Here is an 18,922-nt window from a genome sequence, read left to right as displayed (position 1 = left end):
ACACCAATAAGTGTATCACATCCATTGAGACCCCGGTCGGGCCATCGTCGGCGGTTGTGGCCAATTCGTCCGCTCAGACCCACCCGTGAACGGGTGGGGTTCCGCTCGATTAAGTCTCAGCAGCCGCAACAGCACGGTAAAACTCCCAGTGGGTCGTCGACGACTCAGGGCCGGTTGTGACGCCGTCAAGATCGGTCGCCAGCGCGCGGCGGGCCGCAAGATACCCGATCTGTACGGCCTGTGCGGGGGCCGACTCAATAGTGCTGTCAGCCCGCTCAAACAGGGTCTCCGGCGACGCCGTCGGCGGCTCGGTATCGACCGCTGGCGGTGAAGCAGACACAGACTCCAGTGGCTGCTCGGGCTCGGATGCAGCCGCATCGTCTCGGTACCACCACACCACGAGGCCACCCCCGAGCAGTCCAACCACCCCAACGCCACCGAGCGCCCAGCCGACCGCTGGAATGCCGAAGCCAAACACGCCCGACACCGGGAAGAACGTCACCGTCGAGGTCGCGGTCGCGGATGCCAGATGCGTCGTCGGATCGGTAAACTGTACACGCGGTCAAGGCGACTGGCTCGGGGCTTGACCCCGAGGGTGAAGCCGACAGGATTATTATGATTGATACAGTATGATACAGTATGAGTCAGATGGAGTGTTATCCAAAAATCAGACAGCGTGGCGTCGTCACAATTCCCGAAGAAGTCCGAGATGGGCTTGATCTGGAAGAAGGTGACCAGCTGAAACTCACTGTCGAAAAGCTCAACTAATCACAATGAAACACACGCTCCGCTTCCGCGCATACCTACCCGATAACGTGGCGAGCGAAGCGTGGCGGCACATCGATATCCTCCGGCAGATCCGTAACCATGCCGTGCGAGACTACTACCGCAGTGACTACAACGACAAGCCATCTGACTACGACCAACACAGCAAGCTCAAAGACTGGACAGACCAGTGGCCGACCTTTGCAGAACCGTCGCAACACGCCGCACAACAGGCTATCAGCCAGATTCACAGCGATCTGGAGACGCTTCAAGAACGCCGAGATGCAGGCTACGAGGTCGGGCGGTTGCGCTGGCAAGGCAACGGTGAGTTTCGGTCGGTATCGTACAATCAGTCTAGTCGCTTCAACGTGGATCACAACACGGGCGACGACCGATTCGTGCGACTTCGACTCGAAAAGATTGGCTGGTTCAACATCCGGGCAGACCGCGACGTACCACCGGCAGAGGATATTGACGAGGTTATCCTGAAAAAAGAGCCAACCGGTGAGTGGTACGTCTCACTCGTCACCACTATCGAAGACACACCCGAAAAACCGCCACTCAGCGAGATTGACCCAGAGGACTGTGTTGGTGTTGACCTCGGTATCACGAACTACATCCACACCTCTGAAAACCTGTCTGTGGATACGCTTGACCTGTCCGATGAGTACGACCGTTACGCCCGCGAACAGCGGAAACTCGACCGGAAAGAACACGGGTCGAACAACTGGGAAAACCAACGCCGGAAGGTAGCCCAAGCGAAACGAGCAATCAAGCGGCAGGTGCGAGACTACCAGCATAAGCTCACGACGTGGCTAGTCACAGAGTATGATGTCGTTGCTGTCGAAGACTTAGACGTAAAGCCAATGCTGGAAACCAGTCAGAACGCGAAAAACAAGCAAGACGCTGCGTGGTCACGGTTTATTGAACTGTTGGAATACAAGGCTGACCTACACGGTACCCATGTTGAGAAGGTGAAACCGGAAGGGACGACAAAAGAGTGCGCTGTGTGTGGTGTTGAGACGGATAAGCCACTGTGGGTGCGAGAACACTCGTGTCCGGCGTGCGGCCATACGGAAGATCGTGACCTGAACGCGGCGAAGAATATTCTCTATCGCGGACTGAAGCAGTTAGGGGCGGGACGCTCCGAAGCAACGCCTGTGGAGATTGGGCTCTCTGCGTTCACACCTCAGCGAGAGGTCGTGGATGCAAAGCGCATCGTGGAAGCAGGAAGCCCCGGGGCTTGACCCCGGGGTGGGTTCACCGTAACAGGGACGGTTTGTTCGGTGCCGTCGATCGCGGGATGATCACGCGTCAGGGTGAACTCGCTTGCGAACCGACCGCGGGCATCAGTCTGGACGTAGCCAACAGATTGATCACCGACGGACACCGGCAACAGCTGTGCGCCGATCGGGTCGCCATCACGGCGGGTGAGTTGGCCGTCGACGACGACCGTGTTGGTGTTGCTGCCATCGCAGCATGGCTTCGCAGGCAGGTATCGAGTAATGCGCCGGCGAACACCGATCAAGAGGGTCGAACGGGGAGCCGGCCTTCAGCAAACGAGCAGCACGCCGAGCGTGAGTTAGGAACGCAGACCGGTCGAACCACTCCCCGGAATTTTTATCCTGACCGCTCCTCATCAGCGCTAGACCACCCGTGATTTGTACATCGCCATCGCGTATTAGTTGGACACATGCGTCCCGTTGTGTGGAGAAGCCACCACGGCAGAGCGGCAGATGACAGGGTGTCGGACGCAGGTGGCAGTTGGAATACTCATCGCGCTCGTCGTAGCCATGGGAGCTGTTGGCATAGCTGCCCAGCCGGCCACGGCGAACGTGACACAGGTCACGACCGCGCCCACGGCGGAGACTGTACCGATTGGGCAACAACGCGCCACACAAACCGTCTCGTTTGATGTTGTCGTTGCGAACAACTCGTCGGCGACGATCACCGCCGATCTGAGTCAACTCACAGCTACCGGCGCAAAAGTGCAGGTTGGAGATATAACGGTCACCGGGACGGACGTGAGTCGATCTGGTGGGCCGGGAAGTATCAACACAACGGGCGTGCACAGCTTTACTGTTACTGACACAGGCACAAATACAGCCGCGAACACGGCGTCAATCGTCTTGACATCCTCCCGCGCCTGAAGACGCGGGAATCCCACGGCACCACACCGCTGAGTTGGGATATTATGGTTCGCGGTTAGCAACCTGTTCTCGTGGGGCGAAACGGCCCTCACTACGGTCGAACAGGTGAACCACTGGCTGTGCCAACCAGCCGTTATCCCTATCACCGCCATCCATGGCGAGACTCGGGAGTACCTTTTGGCGAATATTCTCCGCACCGTTTACGTCCGCGTTCGCAACCGTATCGCACGCCCCACATACGTACAACCCACGTTCAACTCGCTGGTTGTCATCTGTGTGGCCGCACGCCGAACACGACTTCGACGTATCGCGTTCCGACACCAACTCCACGTCGATGCCTTCGGCTTCCGCCTTGTAGTCGAGCAGCGTCGTGAAGCGGTCGAACGCCCAGCCGTGTAAGTCGCGGTTTCCGTGGTCGCCCCAGTTTCGAGGTTCGCCGTTCTCGTCGTCCTCTCGGATCCCGCCGAGGTCGCCAACGACAAGCGTTCCAACACCTCGTTCAACGCACTCCTCGACAATCGCTTTCGAGAGTGCGTGCAAGAAGTGTGTCCGGCGACCCCTCCGCGTCCGGTCAAGACGGGCGGCCTCACGAGACGAGGAATCGTCGCACTTAGCCTTCGTTTTCGTGAAGTAGTATTCGTCCTCTTTGAGTGCGCCGCCGGGATACAACACCGATTCGCCGCCGAACGAGACGGCGGCGAAGTTGCAAATCCCGAGGTCAACACCAGCCACCTCGTCGCCCGGTGGGTCCGGGTCGATGACGGTGCGACAGACGAATTGAAGCCGCCACTCGTCGCGCTTGTAGATCGCGCGAACCTGCTGAATGTCCCACTCGGTCAGGTCAACATCCGGGCGGGTCTGGTACTCACACAGGATGAAGTCTGAACGGTGTTCTTTGAGGTTGCGGCCTTTCGAGAGGCGGACGCGGGTGAACTGTGCGTCGTGCTTGAAGCCAGCCGCTTTGAACGACACGGTTGAACGCGGGTGGGAGTCTCCATTTTTGCGGTAGCCGGGCGGTCGAGCGCGGTCGTCGCCGTTCCGACGCTTACCGAACCAGCCGTTGAACGCTTCAGCGAGTTCTTCGAGAACGCGCTGACTGGACTGAGAATGTAAGTCCGTGTAGCGTTCGTGGCGTTTGAGTTCAGCTTTGAGTTCCCCGTCATCGGGAATCTCGCCCGTTTCGTCCCACTGTTCTTGTGCGTAGTAGCGACCGACGTTCCAGAGTTTTGAGGCGGCCCATCCGAGTTGGTCGAGATCGTCACGAACCTGTTGCTGATTCGTGATAGTAGCCTCAAAGGTTCGGATGGTTCGAGTCATTTTCTGGCTTCATAACTGGTTATGCGTGCTGCTTTGTTAATAGTGTCGGTTGGCGTGGAATATCCGGCCCTGCTATCGACGGTTGATTGCGTAGGAGTTGTCGGATTCATTCTGACCCTAAAGGGTCAGGTATTCTCCTTGATTCTGTATAAAATGTGACCCGCTACCAACAACACAGAGGCAGACAGCTCACAGCAGTGGGTTCAAATCCCAGCCAGTGAATCATACGATAATGGCTACGGACAGACGACGGCGATTCATCTACGGGGTCGTCGCCTGGATGCTCGGGTCCATCGTCGTTCTCGCCACGCTTGATGCACTCACGCTTGAGTTGACGTTCGTCATCTCGCTCATCGGCCTCCTGGTCGTCGTTGAACTCACGGCCCCGTTCAACATCACGCCACGCTGGCGACGCCGGCTCATTCCGGTGATCGTCGCCGGACTCATCGGCTTCAGCTACATTGTGATCCAGCGGATCCTCGAGATTCTCCCCGAGGGGGTGATCTGACGTGCAGACACCACCCGTCCCACGGCTCGTCTTGTATGGCCTGACCGTGCTGGTCGCGGTGGCGTTACTCGTCGCCGCAACCACCAGCGCGACGGCCTTTGGCGCGTACAACCCAGCATGGGACGGCACGAGTGAGCTGCGCGAGCAGGTCGTCGAAGCCCCGAACGGAACGGTCGCGCTGGAATCGACGGTGTACGCCGAGACGACGCCGTCGAACACGACGGCGTTCGTGATCGCGCCGACAACACCGTATACGCCGTCGGACACAGCCCGGATCGAAGCGTTCGTCGACGCGGGCGGGACCCTCGTCGTCGCGGATGATTACGGCCCACACGGCAATGAGCTGCTCCAGGCGGTTGGCGCAACGGCCCGGTTTGACGGCGACCAGCTTCGTGATGAGCAGAACTACTACCGCGCCCCAACGCTGCCGGTCGCGACCAACGTCTCGACGTCGCCGTACACCGAGGGAGTCGACCAACTCACGCTAAACGGGGCGACAGCCGTCACCCCCGGCTCAGCGCGGGTCATCGTTGCCACGTCCTCGATCGCGTATCTCGACCGAAACCAGACCGGCTCGTTGACTCCCGAAGACGAGCTGGGACGGTACCCGGTTGTCACAGCGGAGACAGTTGGGAATGGAACGGTCATCGCCGTTAGTGACCCAAGCGTGTTCATCAACGCGATGGCCGGTCAGCCCGATAATCAGGCGTTCACCACCCAGCTCCAGGCCACGAGTACGCGTGTCGTCGTTGATTACTCACAGACGGGCCCACAGCCGGTGCTCGCTGTGGCACGTCTTCGGCTACAAACAACTCCATTAGCGCAGCTGGGACTCGGACTCATGGGTGTCGGCGTCACGTGGAGTGTCGTGTGGTCGTGGCCGGCGACCCCAGTGATTGGCCGTCGGCTACTCAGTCGCCTCATCCCAGTAGCCGTCCAGAGTCGGCTGCCGCCGTGGCTCAGTGACCTCATCTCGATGGCTGATGAGCCACGCATCGACCGTGACGCAATACGTGCATCACTCGCGGCTCGGTATCCAGATAGTGAGCGCGAAACGCGTGACCGCGTGATGACAGCCGTTTTGTCATCGGACACACGAGAGACAGACCATGAGTAGCCCCGAGACGCTGTATGAAACGCTTCGCGCGGAGATGAGCCAGGTGGTCGTCGGCAATGAGGCCGTCATTGAGGGGCTCACGATCGCACTGCTAACCGATGGGCACGTGTTGTTAGAGGGTGTGCCGGGAGTGGCAAAGACGACCATCGCGCAGGCGTTTTCCCGGGCGCTCGGGCTGTCATACAGTCGGGTTCAGATGACACCAGATATGGTCCCCGTCGATATCTCTGGGACGAACGTCTACCGCCAGCAGACCGGTGAGTTCGAGCTGCGTCGGGGGCCGGTGTTCGCCAACGTGGTCGTCGCCGACGAAATCAATCGGGCAACACCGAAGACACAGAGCGCGCTCTTAGAGGCCATGGAAGAGTCAAACGTAACCATCGATGGGCAGACGCTACAGCTTCCCCAGCCGTTCATCGTCGTTGCAACCCAGAATCCGATCGAGATGGAAGGCGTCTTCGAGCTCCCGGAAGCCCAGCGTGACCGGTTCCAGTTTAAATACATTGTTGAACTTCCCTCACGGGATGAAGAGCGGGCCGTACTTGATAAGTTTGACACAAATCCTCCAATCGATGTCAGTGAGGTACAACAGGTGGTCGACGCGAGCACAATTGACGCTGCACGACACGTCGTCGACGACGTGTACGTCGCTGACCCAGTCAAAGAGTATATCCTAGATATTGTGACTGCAACCCGAAAAGCGGCTGCACTTCGCCATGGCGGTTCGCCACGGGCTTCGCTTGCATTCCTTGTTGGCGCGAAGGCTCGAGCGGCGATCCGTGACCGAGGATACGTCATTCCAGATGACGTCAAGTCGCTTGCCGAGCCGGTGTTAACACACCGTATTATCCGCACGACCGATGCTGAACTCGCTGAACAGTCTCCAGCAGCAATTATCCAGGACCTGCTCGCGTCCGTTACGACACCCAGTGGGGATATGTCGCTAAGCGACGCAGTCGGTGAATCGGCCTAGTCAATCGCCTCAGGGTCAAGCCTCGTGGCATCTGTCTTGCACCGCCTGTGGGTATACCTCATGGGGCAGTTGACCTATACTGGCAGGTGATGAGCAGTGGCGATTCATCGCGTATCTCAACGGTCACCGGGGCGTCAACCGTATGCGCGAGTGTGACCGCAATGAGCGAAGAAAGTGGGTGGTCAATGGCTGTCGGATCTCCCATACTTGAGCCAGTCACTTCGAATACGACGCGTTGGGATGTAGAATCATGGTCATATGACATACTATCTGCTAATTCAAACGCTTCAACGACTGCATCGGTAATGGCCGGGAGCACTGCTTCAACGGTCGGTGTCTCCGGAAGCGTTGCAACCGACTGAAACTCGTGATACAGTTGTTCACCAGTGGGGTGAAAGGCAACTCCCTCAGCGGAATTGTCGGATGCAACAAACAACGACAACGCCTCATCGGCGTCCGGTAAAACTCCGGGGTCAGTGTGTGCCACGAACAGCCGACATGGTTCTCCAGGAAGGTAGACGGGGTCACCCGCCAGCCCGAGTTCATCGATAATTGCGCGGCGATCACGCCGAAGAGCCCTGAATAGCTGGGTACCAACGGCAGCGGTCATGAATCGCTCAGGGGTGAGAAAGGCAGTTAGCACTCCGGCAAAGATACCTGTCCCTCCAAGTGCAAACAACACCGTCTGTGCGTCAGGAAAGCTGATTCCCCCGCCTACAGCGATAAGCCCAATAATAAATAGTCCGACTGCTGTCCGGCGATAGCGTGCCTGCTGTGCTCGCGCGTACTCGGCGCGAAGTTGCTTATTTTCCGCAGCGAGCGTGGCAAGCTCAAGTGTCTGGTCTATCGGTTCCTCGGCAGTCGCTGTGCTCTCGTGTGTCGACTCGGCAGTTGATTGCTCCGTCGTAAAATCGCGGCTCATCAAGGTATACCTGCTCTTGGTGCGTTGTCGGCCGCTTCATCATCAGCAGGTGTGCGCGTGACCTGTCCAAGTTGGACGAGCGTAACTCGGTGGAGTAGGTAGACGCCAGTGCCGACAGTAACAAACAGAATCAGCCCAGCAGTCGCGAGCCCTCGTGTACTAGCAACGAATGTTCCTACGGCAAGAATGCTCCCCACCGCGACGGTGAGTCCGACGAGGAATCGAAGTCTGTACTCTCGAGCGGGCTCAACTAAAAGGCATGCAAGCCCCGCCTGTGCAAGGGCAAATTCCGGGGTTATCGTGGCCGAGAGGAGGGGGATAAGTGCCACCTGGCCAAGTAGGAATGCAGGAAGCGCTGGGAGTACTAAGGCACCGAGAAGAATGCTACCAATCATGACAAGGCTCGGTGCGTCAGCAACGATGAGTTGGACAGGCTGTACCGCTAGTAGGCTCACACCGACAAACCCGAGCCCGAGGAGGCTCAGCGGATCGCGTGCACGAGGCGAAATACTCGACCGAATCGTCCGCTGGGAGTGCAGATCAGTGCGTGTCATGGCGTAGCTGATTGAGCGCGGCGGTGTGCAAGGAGTCGTTGCAGTCGGGCTCCCGGTGCGACTTCGAATGCAGTCACCCGTGGGTGGTGGTCAAGTCGCTGTCGGAGCGTTTCAAACGCAAGATACCGGTCGTACAGCGCATCAAGATCGGTCAGGTCAGTCGTATCAAAGAGACACTGTGGGGTCACCAGGACAAGCACCCGATTGCCGCGAGTAATGGCGACCGAGACCGCCTCTGTGAGCCGGGCTGGGTCACTGTCGGTAGTGAGCAAAATGATGAGAGACTCAGCGCGGTCAGCGAGTTGTGCTTGTTGGACTGCTCCAACGAGTGGATCATCGCGAAGCCGTTTGGTGTACGATGTTCTCTCAGACACGTATGGGGCCAGTACGCGGCCGAACTGCGTCTCCGTATCAAGCTGCTCTGCAACCTCGGTGGCGGCCGTTGCCGACCGGGTGGGCTCGGTTGCGGTCTCGCCAGACGGCGTCAGCCCATGCAGCGTTGTTATCGCCTCCCCGTACGTCTGTGCAGCCGTACTCAACTGGACCGCATGTGAAATTCCTTCAGCCCCAATGGTATACAGCGCTAGAGGATCAGCTTGCGATGCCGCTGTCCGAACAATGCCAGTGCTCACGCTTCGAACATAATCAAGCATTGTTTCACCGGCAGGACCACAATCCATGCGTGCGCGATGGTCAACGAGAACGAGCGTGCTTTGATCACTTTCTCCTTCGGTTTCGCGCACATAGAGGTCAGCCAATCGCGCGGTTGTCTTCCAATCAATCTGACGGAGATCATCGCCAGGAACGTACTCTCTGATCTCCTCAGGAACAATTCCAGGTCCAGCGCGAGAACCACTGTGCTCGCCGTACGCACTGACGACAGCCTCACCACGCTGTCCGACATGGATAGATGATGACTGTTCTTGAACAGTAACAACTGGTGCTGATCCGCCGTCTACTGAGATCCGATACAGACCGAATGGATCAGTCATCGTGACCGATGGTCGTGAAAAAGTGAACTCGCCAGCAATCGGGAATGATACCCGACTTGTCTCAGTAGCAAGCGTTTGTTTAGGGGAAAGTGAGACCGATGGCATAGACGGCTCAGGCGTAATACCTGGTGGTGAGCCAGTTTCAACCGCCATCGGTAGTACGGCCTGTGTTTCTGGCCGCTCAATCGCGAGTGTTACTGACGCTTCTGAATCAATTGCTGGATTTGTCGCCGCCACGGTATACTCGATGGACAGTGTCTCTTGGGCTTGAACTGCCCGCCGGCTGGTGTCGATAGCGACGCCCAATATCCACGCACCGACCCCGATTGGCCCCGCAAACAGCAGCGGTTCCCGAGCAAGAATCGCAAGTATCACCAACAGACCCGCGGCGAGAACACCTGCCCACCACCGAGTCGTTGGGATCATAGTTCATCGATCTGCCCCCGGTTTCTTGAACATTCGCTTCTCGTACAATGAGAGGGATCCAAGCGCATACCTCCGTCTTCGGGCGGAGGTCGAGTGACACCCGGCTCGTTTGTCCCGGCAGTTTTGAAGTCCGTGACCTCAGTTGTCATGGATGCTACGGAGTCGGTGAGAAGCCGTCCCCGAGCCGTGACATCCTCCCACGCCAAGCCACCAGTATTCTCCTCAATCGGTATAAGCGATGGCAAACCATTGGTGGCTCGCACGGCAACAACACGGATTCCGATGGAGCCTCATTGGCCGGGCCATTGCCCTACGAGGGAGACAAACAAGAGTTCCCCTGGTGTGTCGCCGGTTTCCTTCGAGTGCGGGATAAGAATAAAAGCCTACCACCGCCCGAATCCGAGGGTCGAATTCCTCCGCGGTACCCAGAGGTGGAGGTCAATCGACAGCTCGATGTCAAGCAGGCGACTCGCTTGCCAGTATGTGTTATCCTTTATATATGGGACCTGTATCGTTAATAAACGTGCTATCACGCGAGCAATGGCGGGCGCTCTGTGCGGCAAGCCTGTTAGTGCTGAGCGTGTGTGCTGGGGGTGTCGTGGGTACAGCAGGGACTGCGCCAACGCCACCTGCAAACAACACGACAAATACGACGCCACCATCACCCCACGTCGATCCCGCAACGGTCCAAGCAGAGGGAAATCCAGACCTCGTTGCTGACCGACTCGTTGGCCAGCTCCAAGGGCGGCTTGCACAAAGTGCCGTTTCGTTAAGCAATGAAGAGTTTGAGCTCGCGCAGGCGGCAATTGCTGAGGGCTACGGAAGAAATCTCTCACGGTATGCATCACTCGCAGCAGAGGTTGATGAAGAAGCGGTCGTTGAGCAGCTCAATCTCACGCGTGAACAACAGGCGTCACTGATCGAGTCAGTGCGCGAAGCTGAAACAATTGGGAGAGCATACCGGCAGGCCATTGAGAACGGAAACGATGAAGAGGCTCGTGAACTGGCACGGGAACTGCTAGTTACTGCCGAAGAGGTGAATCAAACAACGGGCGATCTCAATCAGCAATATGCGGAACTGGGTAACCAAACGGGGGTGTCATTCGATGAGGTCCAGCAGGCGCTCCGACAGGTCCAGCTTACAACACAGGAAGCAAACAGGCGGCTTCGCCAGCGTGAGTCCACGCCAACACGGCTCAATGCAACCGTTAATCAGACACAGTTCTCAACAACGTCACCAGTGCAGGTTGCGGGGACTGTGCGCACGGTAAATGGAACTCCCGTTGACAACGCATCAATTAGGCTCCGATTTGGTGGCGAGACGATAGAAACCCGAACCACATCCCAGGGCACATTCAACATAACCTATCGACCGATTCAAGCGTCGCTCACAGCCTCGACACTCCGTGTTTCGTATACACCGGCACCCGATCGGTTGTTGCTTGCGAGTGAGACGCAATTTAACGTCTCGATTACTGAGCAGACGCCCGTACCACTAGTGTTGACCAACGCGACAGAGACAGCACAGTTTGACTCTCCTGTGTCCGCCACGGGTCGGATAGGGAGAGACGGCGTCAAGCCAGCACGCTTTAGCGGACTCCCTATGAGGCTCAGCATAGACGAAACTCCACTCACACGGGCTGAGATACGCTCAAGTGGTGAGGTCGCACTGCAAGCGCAGCTGCCAGCGGATATTCCAGTCGGCGACCAAATGCTGCGCGTTACCTCACCGCAACAAGAGTTAGCAATTGTCCCGACAGCGGTACAACGGTCTATCTCTGTTCAGGAGACGCCAACGACGGTCTCAGCAACAACCACGCTCAACGAGGAGGCGACGAATCTAACAGTAACCGGTCAGCTGGAAACCGCACAAGGAGATGCGCTCTCAGGCCAGCCGATACGCGTCACCATTGATGGCCAACAGATGGCTACCACTGAGACCGCTGAAAATGGAACGTACAGCGTACAGGTGCCTGTGGAACCTCCGCCAAGCGGCAGTGACCAGCTCGTCTCGGTGAGGTTTAAGCGGACAGCATCGAATTTAGCTGCAAGTTCTATACAGCGGTCAGTCGCATTCCCTGGGATCCTGGCACTGATATCGCTCGGCCGGCCCGCGATGATACTGATAGCGCTTCTCATTCTTGGAGGGCTTGGCTTGGCTGCTCGTCAGTGGTCGCAAGCGGATCGAGATGGGTCAGCGACTCCGTCAGGAACTAGCGATACTCCCGACGCTGCGCATAGGGCTGATGGCACACAATCTCGCACGGACGACAGCTCAGGGATGAGTGTTCCTGCAACCCTGCTTACTCGAGCAAGGGACGTGCTTTCACGCGGTCTCTCGAAGACAGCCATTACAATTGCGTATGGAGTTGTTCGACAGAGACTGATGCGCGGGTCTACAGCAGATACAAGCAAAACGCATCGTGAGTTTTACCAGCAGTGGCGCAGTGATGAAGAGGCTGACACAACTCGGTTGCGCTCGCTCACGGCGGCGTTTGAACGCGCTGTGTTTACCCCGGAGACTGTGTCGGAGACCACTGCCTCAGAGGCGATCACTAACGCAGAAGCGTCAGTCTCCGATACCCAGGACACATCCACGCAGCGCCCTGCTGAAACAGCGGAATCTCCAAAAGAGTGAGATAGCGTTGAGCGCTGGTGTTCTTTGAAGCAGAATCGTCGTTGGCTCAACTCAATATGTGTCGGTTGACAGGACAAGTATTTTAACGATACCCTACGTGCTGACAATTGATAATGAGGACAGAGTCAGGCGTGGCCATTCTCATGGCCCTTGTTATTGCGACAGCAGCGTTTGCTCCTCCAGCATTCGCAGCTAGTCCCGATAATCTTACAGAGGAGAACACATTCAGTGCGACAGATAACGTCGACGTATGGAAAGATTCGATACTCACCTTACGGCATGATTTCGAGAGTGCCGCAACTACGATTGAAACAGGAGATTATCAAGCGAGCCTCGGAAGTGGGGGGCAAGCATCGTTAAATCGAGAGTTCCTTGGCGTTCGGACAGCTGGTGAAACCGTTGAGTTAACCTTTGATCCTAGTCGGGCTCAATTATCAGGTGCGGATATCTCTGATACAGAAGTACAATTTATCGCCGCGCGGGTTGCAAGCGGCGAAGAGCCTGTTAATACCTTGTCTGGCGCAATCGACCTGATCAGTCAGTCTGGCAACACGGACGCAACGTTTGAGATCGTTGAAAATGGAACGCTGTCTGATGGAGCAACCACATTTGAGCACACTGGAGGTGCCGGTCATTACGTGTACTTTGTAGTGGACAGGGAACAGGGCGCATTCTCTGTGTCAGATGGCTCAATTTCACCATCGGATTCAGGCACACCAACGATTATAGGCGTTGAGCAGGTGACCTACCAGCGTGGCTCACCACGTGTCTCAGCGCCAGCAGTTGCCGAACCAGGGGAAACACTGTCGTTTGATGTTGACGCATCAACTCCGCTCTCATCAGCAGATACAGCCACGCATACCGTGTTAGTACATGACCAATCAAAGTTTAGCGATGTCAACCAGGGTCGATTCCAGTTGCAACTTCCAAACGAGTCGGCCATCAACCGTGATCTCGATTTGTCTGAAGACGCGACTTTATCACATACTATTCAGGAGGTGAATGGGTTCGCGTCTGTTGATGATGGAGTTCGGGTAAATGGAGTTGATATATCTGATGGACGCGTATCAAGAGCTGTTTCAGTCGGGCAGGTTGTCGACTTCGTCGCAGAGGACATTAACGGCAAAACAGAGACGACCCCAACGGGTGACGTTCGATTTGACGCCTCTGTCACGGCACGAGCAGAACAGGATCCGGCACAGACGATCAATGTTGAAACCGCCGATGATTGGGAGCCTGGCACATACCAGTACGTGTATATCGGGAAGCCAGCCAACAATGCGAGCGCAGTCGTCACAACGACGGGGACCATCTCTGTCCAAGAGAATGTGAGCGTTGAGACGCAGGGCTCACAGACCGTCACCGAAGACGGTAGTACTTCTATTGAGTTCGACGCCGATGAAACCGTCTCATCGGTCTCATTTAGTGGGCTCAAAGCGGGAACCACCGCTAGTGTTGCGCGGCTATCCGATGCACCAAGTTCTGTGACGGTCTCTCCAGAGAGTGATACAGAACCAGCATACTTCGAGATCAACGCTGAGCCAGAAACAGCTGATTCATCCCCGACGACCGCGATTACTGTTGATCGAAGCCGATTCAGTGACCCGGACGACGCACAAGTCTTCCGCTATGATGAGGATGCAGACGAGTACACCCAGGTCGCGACATCAGTCGTGAATGTTGATAGTGACACCCTGACCGTCCAATTTGAGTCAGACTTCTCGCTCTTTGCGCTCGGAGAGATCCAGCGAGCCGATAGTGGCGGTGGCGGCGGTGGCGGTGGTGGTGGCGGCGGCATCTCGACAGACTTTACCGTTACTAACTTGACACCGCAAACCGCCGAAGTGACACAAGGCGATGAACTCAGTGTCTCAGCAACTATCTCAACGGACAGCTATCTCGAGGATACAAGAGACGTCGAGCTCCAAATCGGGGGAGAACCAATCGCTAGCCAGTCTATAACGCTCCAAGGGCAAGAAAACACAACGGTTGAGTTCACGCAAATCAACACCAGTGGGCTTGAAGGAGAGTACGAACACGGGGTCTACACCGGTGAGTCGAGTCAGACAGGAACGCTCACTGTGACGCCGCCAGCCGAAACGGATGAGCCGGCAGAAACAGATGAGTCCGCAGAGACAGACGAATCCGACACAACGGCGGAGACAGAACCGGCTGATGATGACCAAGCGGCTGAAGAAACTGAAACGGAAACCGGTGAAACCGACGACGGAACGCCTGGCTTTGGCCCACTCGTCGCGGTAATCGCCCTCCTCGCAGCAGCGCTCCTCGCTGCCCGCCGACAGCAATAGTCGAGGCGAGCGCCTTAGGGGCATTTCCGATATACTTCATAGCGGTAATAGCACGGAAACCCACCCGTTCACGGGTGGGAGGAAGCGCATCCGCTTCGTGCAACAATCCACCGACGACGACGGGGCTGACTCCCCCACGTTTTTGAGGCCGTTCGCTGTCCACGACTCAGTGGGTCTCCCCAAGAATTATCTAGCTATTTGTAGTCAATTCAGCTATGGCTGAGAAAAAACTGCTCTTTGCACTCATCTGTGTCTTCGCCGTACTCACGTCAGTAGGCGTTGTAGCTGCAGACGAGTATGGAGTGACATCTGATCAAACAATTGATGTCGTTGATAGGACAGTCCAGCAGGGTGGAAGCACATTTGAAATAACGGCGGTGAGTCAAGTAGACCCAAGTGAGCAGCTTGAGGTCAGCGTAGATGCACCAGCAGAGACGGATTTCCGAATGTATCTGTATGATGAGAATCAGACGATTCGGCGAGGCTACGAAGGGACTGGCCCCACCGAGTTTACGATTCCAGTAGCTGACCACGGTGCATCGACTGCAGGCACGTATGCGTTTGTCGTCCAGTCAGATGGCGTGAATGAAGCGGCTCACCCGCTCGTCGTCCGCGGCTACACGGTAACGACTACCCCGCCGAGATCGGTAACACGTGAAACTGAGATTACGATTGATGGTGAATTCACTCAGGTACGTGGTGAGGCGTTTGAACACATCGATGTTGTCGTTGCTGCAGCTGATACTGACGAACAGATCGTCACAGAGGCACGCGTAGACGGTGAAACGTTCACCGCAGATGTTTCGTCAGCAGAGTTAGACACTGGCTCGTACGACGTCTATGCCGTTGTGCGGGGCCCAGACACGGTGTTAGATGAGCGAGAGATACTGGGATTAAGCACACCACAGACGCTCGAAATTGAACAAGCAGAGAGTAACAGTGGAGGCGGTAGTGGTAGTAATGACGGTGGCGGCGGCGGCAGTAGTGGCGGCAGTGAGACAGTGACCTCAGAGGAACCGCAAAACGAGGGCGCAAGTGCCTCTGAGTACGCCTCCCTAACCAATGGTCCAGTAACACGGTCTATTACTGATGCAGCTCCCGGAGAAGGCGGTGTCCGCGTCCGAGTCAACGCCGGACCGATTGAACATGTCGCATTTGACGCACCATCTGACGCAGCTAGCGGTGAGATGACAGTGCGTCAGTCTGCGGCCATAGTTGATGCATTCACGGCACAGTTCGGTAGTGATCGCGTGAAAACAGCCGTCTCGATAACTGTTCCAAAACAGTTTGAGGACACCCCGACAACGATTCAGTTCCGGCTAAATGATACTGAACTTGGAAATACAGCGCCCGCCGATCTTCAGGTGGTGAAGAATACGACGAGTGACTCTCAGGTGTTATCCTCGACGATAACACAGACTAACGATAGCGATGTGGTCATTACTGCGCGGACACCCGGATTTTCAGAGTTCGCCGTAGTTGAGGCCCCAGCGGAGACAGCAGCATCCGGTGGAGACGAGACGTCAGCTGAACAGCCATCTGACGAAGACGTATCAGCAACCGAGAGTAGCAATAATTCTACTGAGTCAACAGAAACAAATACCCCTGGATTTGGGGTACTTGTCGCACTGACCGCGTTATTCGTTGCGACACTAGCTGCAAAATATACTCGGTGACCTCTTTCCTCGCGTGAACGGGACGGATCCCACAGAGGTACCGGTTACCAACTCACCGAAGCAGCTTGCTTGCGTTGACATCCTTCCCAGGCAAAATTTCCCTACTCGTCGTGCGCTCCACTGTCGACCGCATCAACAACTGAGTGCAGTTCGTCGTTGACATCCTCCTCCGCGTGGCATCACCCTTGCCCGCTGTGACTTCCAGCTACTGCTAATACTGTTGGTTGAATATTCTTTAGGCTAGAGGATGATCAGAGCATATGGCTACGCTCCACGCCGCCACTCTTGACGACCTCCGCGATGCTCTCGCGGAGGTTGAGGTCAAGAAGCCGACACAGCGGCTGATAGCGGTGATTAACTACCTCGAAGAAGACAACGCAACGATGAAGCAAGTCGCTGAACGGTACGGATACACCGGTCCATGGCTGTCTCGCTGGGTCGGCCGGCTCGACCGGCTCGCTGATGAGCCGGTCGAGCAAGTTGTCTACGACGATCCGCGTGAAGGCAGAACATCCAAACTCTCTGATGAACAGCACGACCAGTTCGTTGAGGTACTTCACGACTTTCCTGAAGAAGTTGGACTAGACGCACCCGCATGGTCTGTTCCACTAGCTCGTCACTATCTCTCCGAGGAATTTGACGTTGAGTACTGTGAACGGCACATCCGACGATTGATGTCTGAGGCCGGGCTGTCCTGGAAGACAGCCCGGCCGGAGTCTATAAATCCGACGAGAGAGCTCAGGACGCTTGGCAAGAGGGTTTCAAAAAAAGCGCAACGACTTGGACGACGAATACACCGTCCTGACCATCGATCAGACGCGTCAGGTACTCTCGACGCTGATCTATGCGTGGTTTCCGGAAGGGGAGCGCCCGTCACTGCCGGTGACGGGCGCGTGGGATAGCATCAAGCTGCTCGGTGCAGTCAGCGATTCCGGCGAGACGTTCTTTCTGCCGTGTGCGGCATCCGTTGTAGTTTAACGTCTCACGCCAGCGCCGTCTCCTGATCTGAATACCGTTGGGACTACCTGTCAGAGAAACCCGGTGGCTGCTGTGAGCTACAAACCACCGGATTCAGTGATTGTCGACCGGATCAAAAGAGCGTTTCCCTCTGATGAGTTGCGCGAGCGCGCTCGCGCAACGAATCTCGTCCAACGAGAGCGCAAGTTCGACACTGTCGCGTTGTTCTACACCCTTTCACTGGGTTTCGCTGCTGGATCGGATCGCTCTATTCAGGCATTTCTCGAACGGTTCGTCGAAATGGCTGACTGTGACGAACTTGCTTATCCAACCTTCCACGGCTGGTTTTCACCCGCGTTCGTTGCACTCCTGCGAGAGATTCTCGATGACGCCATCGAGAATCTCGAACCGGGACAAACCAACCTCAGCGGACGTCTCGAACGCTTTCGAGACGTCCTCATTGTTGACGCCTCTATCGTCTCACTCTACCAAGACGCTACAGACGTCTACGCAGCGACTGGCGAAGATCAAGCTGGCGTGAAGCTTCACCTCACAGAATCACTCTCAACCGGACTTCCTACGCGTTTTCAAACGACTGACGCCAAAACGCAGGAACGGAGCCAGCTACCCACCGGCGAGTGGGTAGCTGGCGCACTCGTCTTACTCGATCTCGGCTTCTACGACTTCTGGTTGTTCGACCGTATCGACCAAAACGACGGCTGGTTCGTCTCACGGGTCAAAGATGACGCAAACTTCGAGATCATCGAAGAGCTTCGCACATGGCGGGGAAACAGTATTCCACTCGAAGGCAAGTCGCTACAGGACGTCCTTGACGACCTGCAGCGACAGGAGATCGACGCTCGGATTACCCTCTCATTCGACCGCAAGCGAGGGTCGGGCGTCAGCACGACCCGAACGTTCCGACTCGCCGGTGTGCTCAACGAGGACAGCGATGAGTACCATCTTTACCTAACGAATCTTGCCAGAGACAACTACCACGCGCCCGATATCGCACAGCTCTATCGGGCGCGCTGGGAGATTGAGCTGCTGTTCAAGAAACTCAAATCGCGCTTCGGTCTCGATGAGATCAATACGACAGATCCCTACATCATCGAAGCGCTGATCATCGTAGCGGCGCTCTCGCTGCTGATGAGCCGCGTTATCGTGGATGAACTCCGCAAATTAGACGCAAAGCGGCAGGGGAGCGACGACGACGCGGCCGCGTCGTCGACGCGTCTTCCACGTCGTCGGTGTTCTCACGCGCTCGAACGTCACGCACACCTAGTCCAGCTATACCTGATGCTGGATCTCGGGTATGAACTGCCAGATCTCGACGAATTGCTGTTGTGGTCGTCACGAGATCCAAATCCACATCGACCAAGATTACGTGAGCAGGTTGAGTCAGGCGAGTTCTGGTAGAAACTCGCCTGAGAAGCCGGTCAGCTCAGACGGAGGTAGTAGCGACAGCTCTGGATCGGCGACGCACTCACCGGAGTGAGTGCGCCGCCTTCAGAGAGTGACACAGATCTCATAACCCGAGACAGAAGAACATCCGTTCAGTTCTCCGATCACGCTTCATCAGGGATTCGACTCAACACCGTCTTGCTCAACTATCCGC

The 18,922-nt window shown here is 56.5% G+C and carries 14 protein-coding genes and 1 pseudogene; 10 read left to right on the top strand and 5 right to left on the bottom strand.

The window, feature by feature from the left end:
- Positions 1-109 precede the first annotated feature (109 nt).
- Entirely contained in the window at positions 110-502 is a 393-nt protein-coding gene (locus ACWUI7_RS13035; protein WP_496642635.1) for a hypothetical protein, read from the bottom strand.
- A gap of 137 nt (positions 503-639) precedes the next feature.
- Here ACWUI7_RS13035 and ACWUI7_RS13030 point away from each other — a divergent pair, with 137 nt between their 5' ends.
- On the top strand, positions 640-768 hold the full coding sequence (locus tag ACWUI7_RS13030) for an AbrB/MazE/SpoVT family DNA-binding domain-containing protein (RefSeq protein WP_496642634.1): 129 nt from the start codon (positions 640-642) through the stop codon (positions 766-768).
- A gap of 5 nt (positions 769-773) precedes the next feature.
- Complete coding sequence (locus ACWUI7_RS13025; RefSeq protein ID WP_496642633.1) at positions 774-2,012, top strand: RNA-guided endonuclease InsQ/TnpB family protein; 1,239 nt, start codon at positions 774-776, stop codon at positions 2,010-2,012.
- A 945-nt stretch (positions 2,013-2,957) separates the two neighbouring features.
- Here ACWUI7_RS13025 and ACWUI7_RS13020 read toward each other — a convergent pair.
- Entirely contained in the window at positions 2,958-4,232 is a 1,275-nt protein-coding gene (locus tag ACWUI7_RS13020) for an RNA-guided endonuclease InsQ/TnpB family protein (RefSeq protein WP_496642632.1), read from the bottom strand.
- A gap of 232 nt (positions 4,233-4,464) precedes the next feature.
- Between ACWUI7_RS13020 and ACWUI7_RS13015 the strand changes: the two genes are divergently transcribed.
- The 3 genes from ACWUI7_RS13015 to ACWUI7_RS13005 are packed head-to-tail and all read left to right on the top strand — an operon-like array spanning position 4,465 to position 6,830.
- Positions 4,465-4,740: a DUF8044 family membrane protein gene (locus ACWUI7_RS13015; protein WP_496642631.1), complete on the top strand. Its 276-nt coding sequence runs from the start codon at positions 4,465-4,467 to the stop codon at positions 4,738-4,740.
- Position 4,741: 1 nt separating this feature from the next.
- A complete protein-coding gene (locus ACWUI7_RS13010; protein WP_496642630.1) occupies positions 4,742-5,857 on the top strand; it encodes a DUF4350 domain-containing protein in 1,116 nt (371 codons plus the stop codon).
- Complete coding sequence (locus ACWUI7_RS13005) at positions 5,850-6,830, top strand: AAA family ATPase (RefSeq protein WP_496642629.1); 981 nt, start codon at positions 5,850-5,852, stop codon at positions 6,828-6,830. The genes ACWUI7_RS13010 and ACWUI7_RS13005 overlap by 8 nt, the downstream gene beginning before the upstream one ends.
- A gap of 58 nt (positions 6,831-6,888) precedes the next feature.
- On the opposite strand, the gene ACWUI7_RS13000 is transcribed toward ACWUI7_RS13005, so the two are convergent.
- From ACWUI7_RS13000 to ACWUI7_RS12990, 3 genes are read right to left on the bottom strand one after another with little or no spacing between them, the layout of a single operon-like run.
- On the bottom strand, positions 6,889-7,752 hold the full coding sequence (locus ACWUI7_RS13000) for a DUF7982 domain-containing protein (RefSeq protein ID WP_496642628.1): 864 nt from the start codon (positions 7,750-7,752) through the stop codon (positions 6,889-6,891).
- Positions 7,752-8,306 (bottom strand): DUF8163 family membrane protein, encoded by a 555-nt coding sequence (locus ACWUI7_RS12995; RefSeq protein ID WP_496642627.1) that lies wholly within the window; start codon positions 8,304-8,306, stop codon positions 7,752-7,754. Before ACWUI7_RS12995 ends, ACWUI7_RS13000 begins: the two co-directional genes overlap by 1 nt.
- Positions 8,303-9,298, bottom strand: a complete 996-nt coding sequence (locus ACWUI7_RS12990) for a DUF58 domain-containing protein (RefSeq protein ID WP_496642626.1) — start codon at positions 9,296-9,298, stop codon at positions 8,303-8,305. The genes ACWUI7_RS12995 and ACWUI7_RS12990 overlap by 4 nt, the downstream gene beginning before the upstream one ends.
- A gap of 1,024 nt (positions 9,299-10,322) precedes the next feature.
- Here ACWUI7_RS12990 and ACWUI7_RS12985 point away from each other — a divergent pair.
- The 5 genes and pseudogenes from ACWUI7_RS12985 to ACWUI7_RS12965 all read left to right on the top strand — a co-directional run bounded on the left by ACWUI7_RS12985 (position 10,323) and on the right by ACWUI7_RS12965 (position 18,723).
- Entirely contained in the window at positions 10,323-12,362 is a 2,040-nt protein-coding gene (locus ACWUI7_RS12985) for a hypothetical protein (RefSeq protein WP_496642625.1), read from the top strand.
- A 113-nt stretch (positions 12,363-12,475) separates the two neighbouring features.
- Positions 12,476-14,671 carry a PGF-CTERM sorting domain-containing protein gene (locus tag ACWUI7_RS12980; RefSeq protein WP_496642624.1) on the top strand — a complete coding sequence of 732 codons (2,196 nt, stop codon included), beginning with the start codon at positions 12,476-12,478 and terminating at the stop codon, positions 14,669-14,671.
- A 215-nt stretch (positions 14,672-14,886) separates the two neighbouring features.
- The gene (locus ACWUI7_RS12975) at positions 14,887-16,347 is read left to right on the top strand and encodes a PGF-CTERM sorting domain-containing protein (protein ID WP_496642623.1); all 1,461 of its coding nucleotides are present in this window, start codon (positions 14,887-14,889) and stop codon (positions 16,345-16,347) included.
- 260 nt (positions 16,348-16,607) lie between these two features.
- A pseudogene (locus tag ACWUI7_RS12970) lies at positions 16,608-17,304 on the top strand (IS630 family transposase); the annotation flags it as partial.
- An 84-nt stretch (positions 17,305-17,388) separates the two neighbouring features.
- Positions 17,389-18,723 carry an IS4 family transposase gene (locus tag ACWUI7_RS12965; protein WP_496642622.1) on the top strand — a complete coding sequence of 445 codons (1,335 nt, stop codon included), beginning with the start codon at positions 17,389-17,391 and terminating at the stop codon, positions 18,721-18,723.
- Positions 18,724-18,922 lie beyond the last annotated feature (199 nt).

This window comes from Halorubrum orientale (genome assembly GCF_059623105.1).
This window is presented reverse-complemented; position numbering and strand designations above follow the sequence as displayed.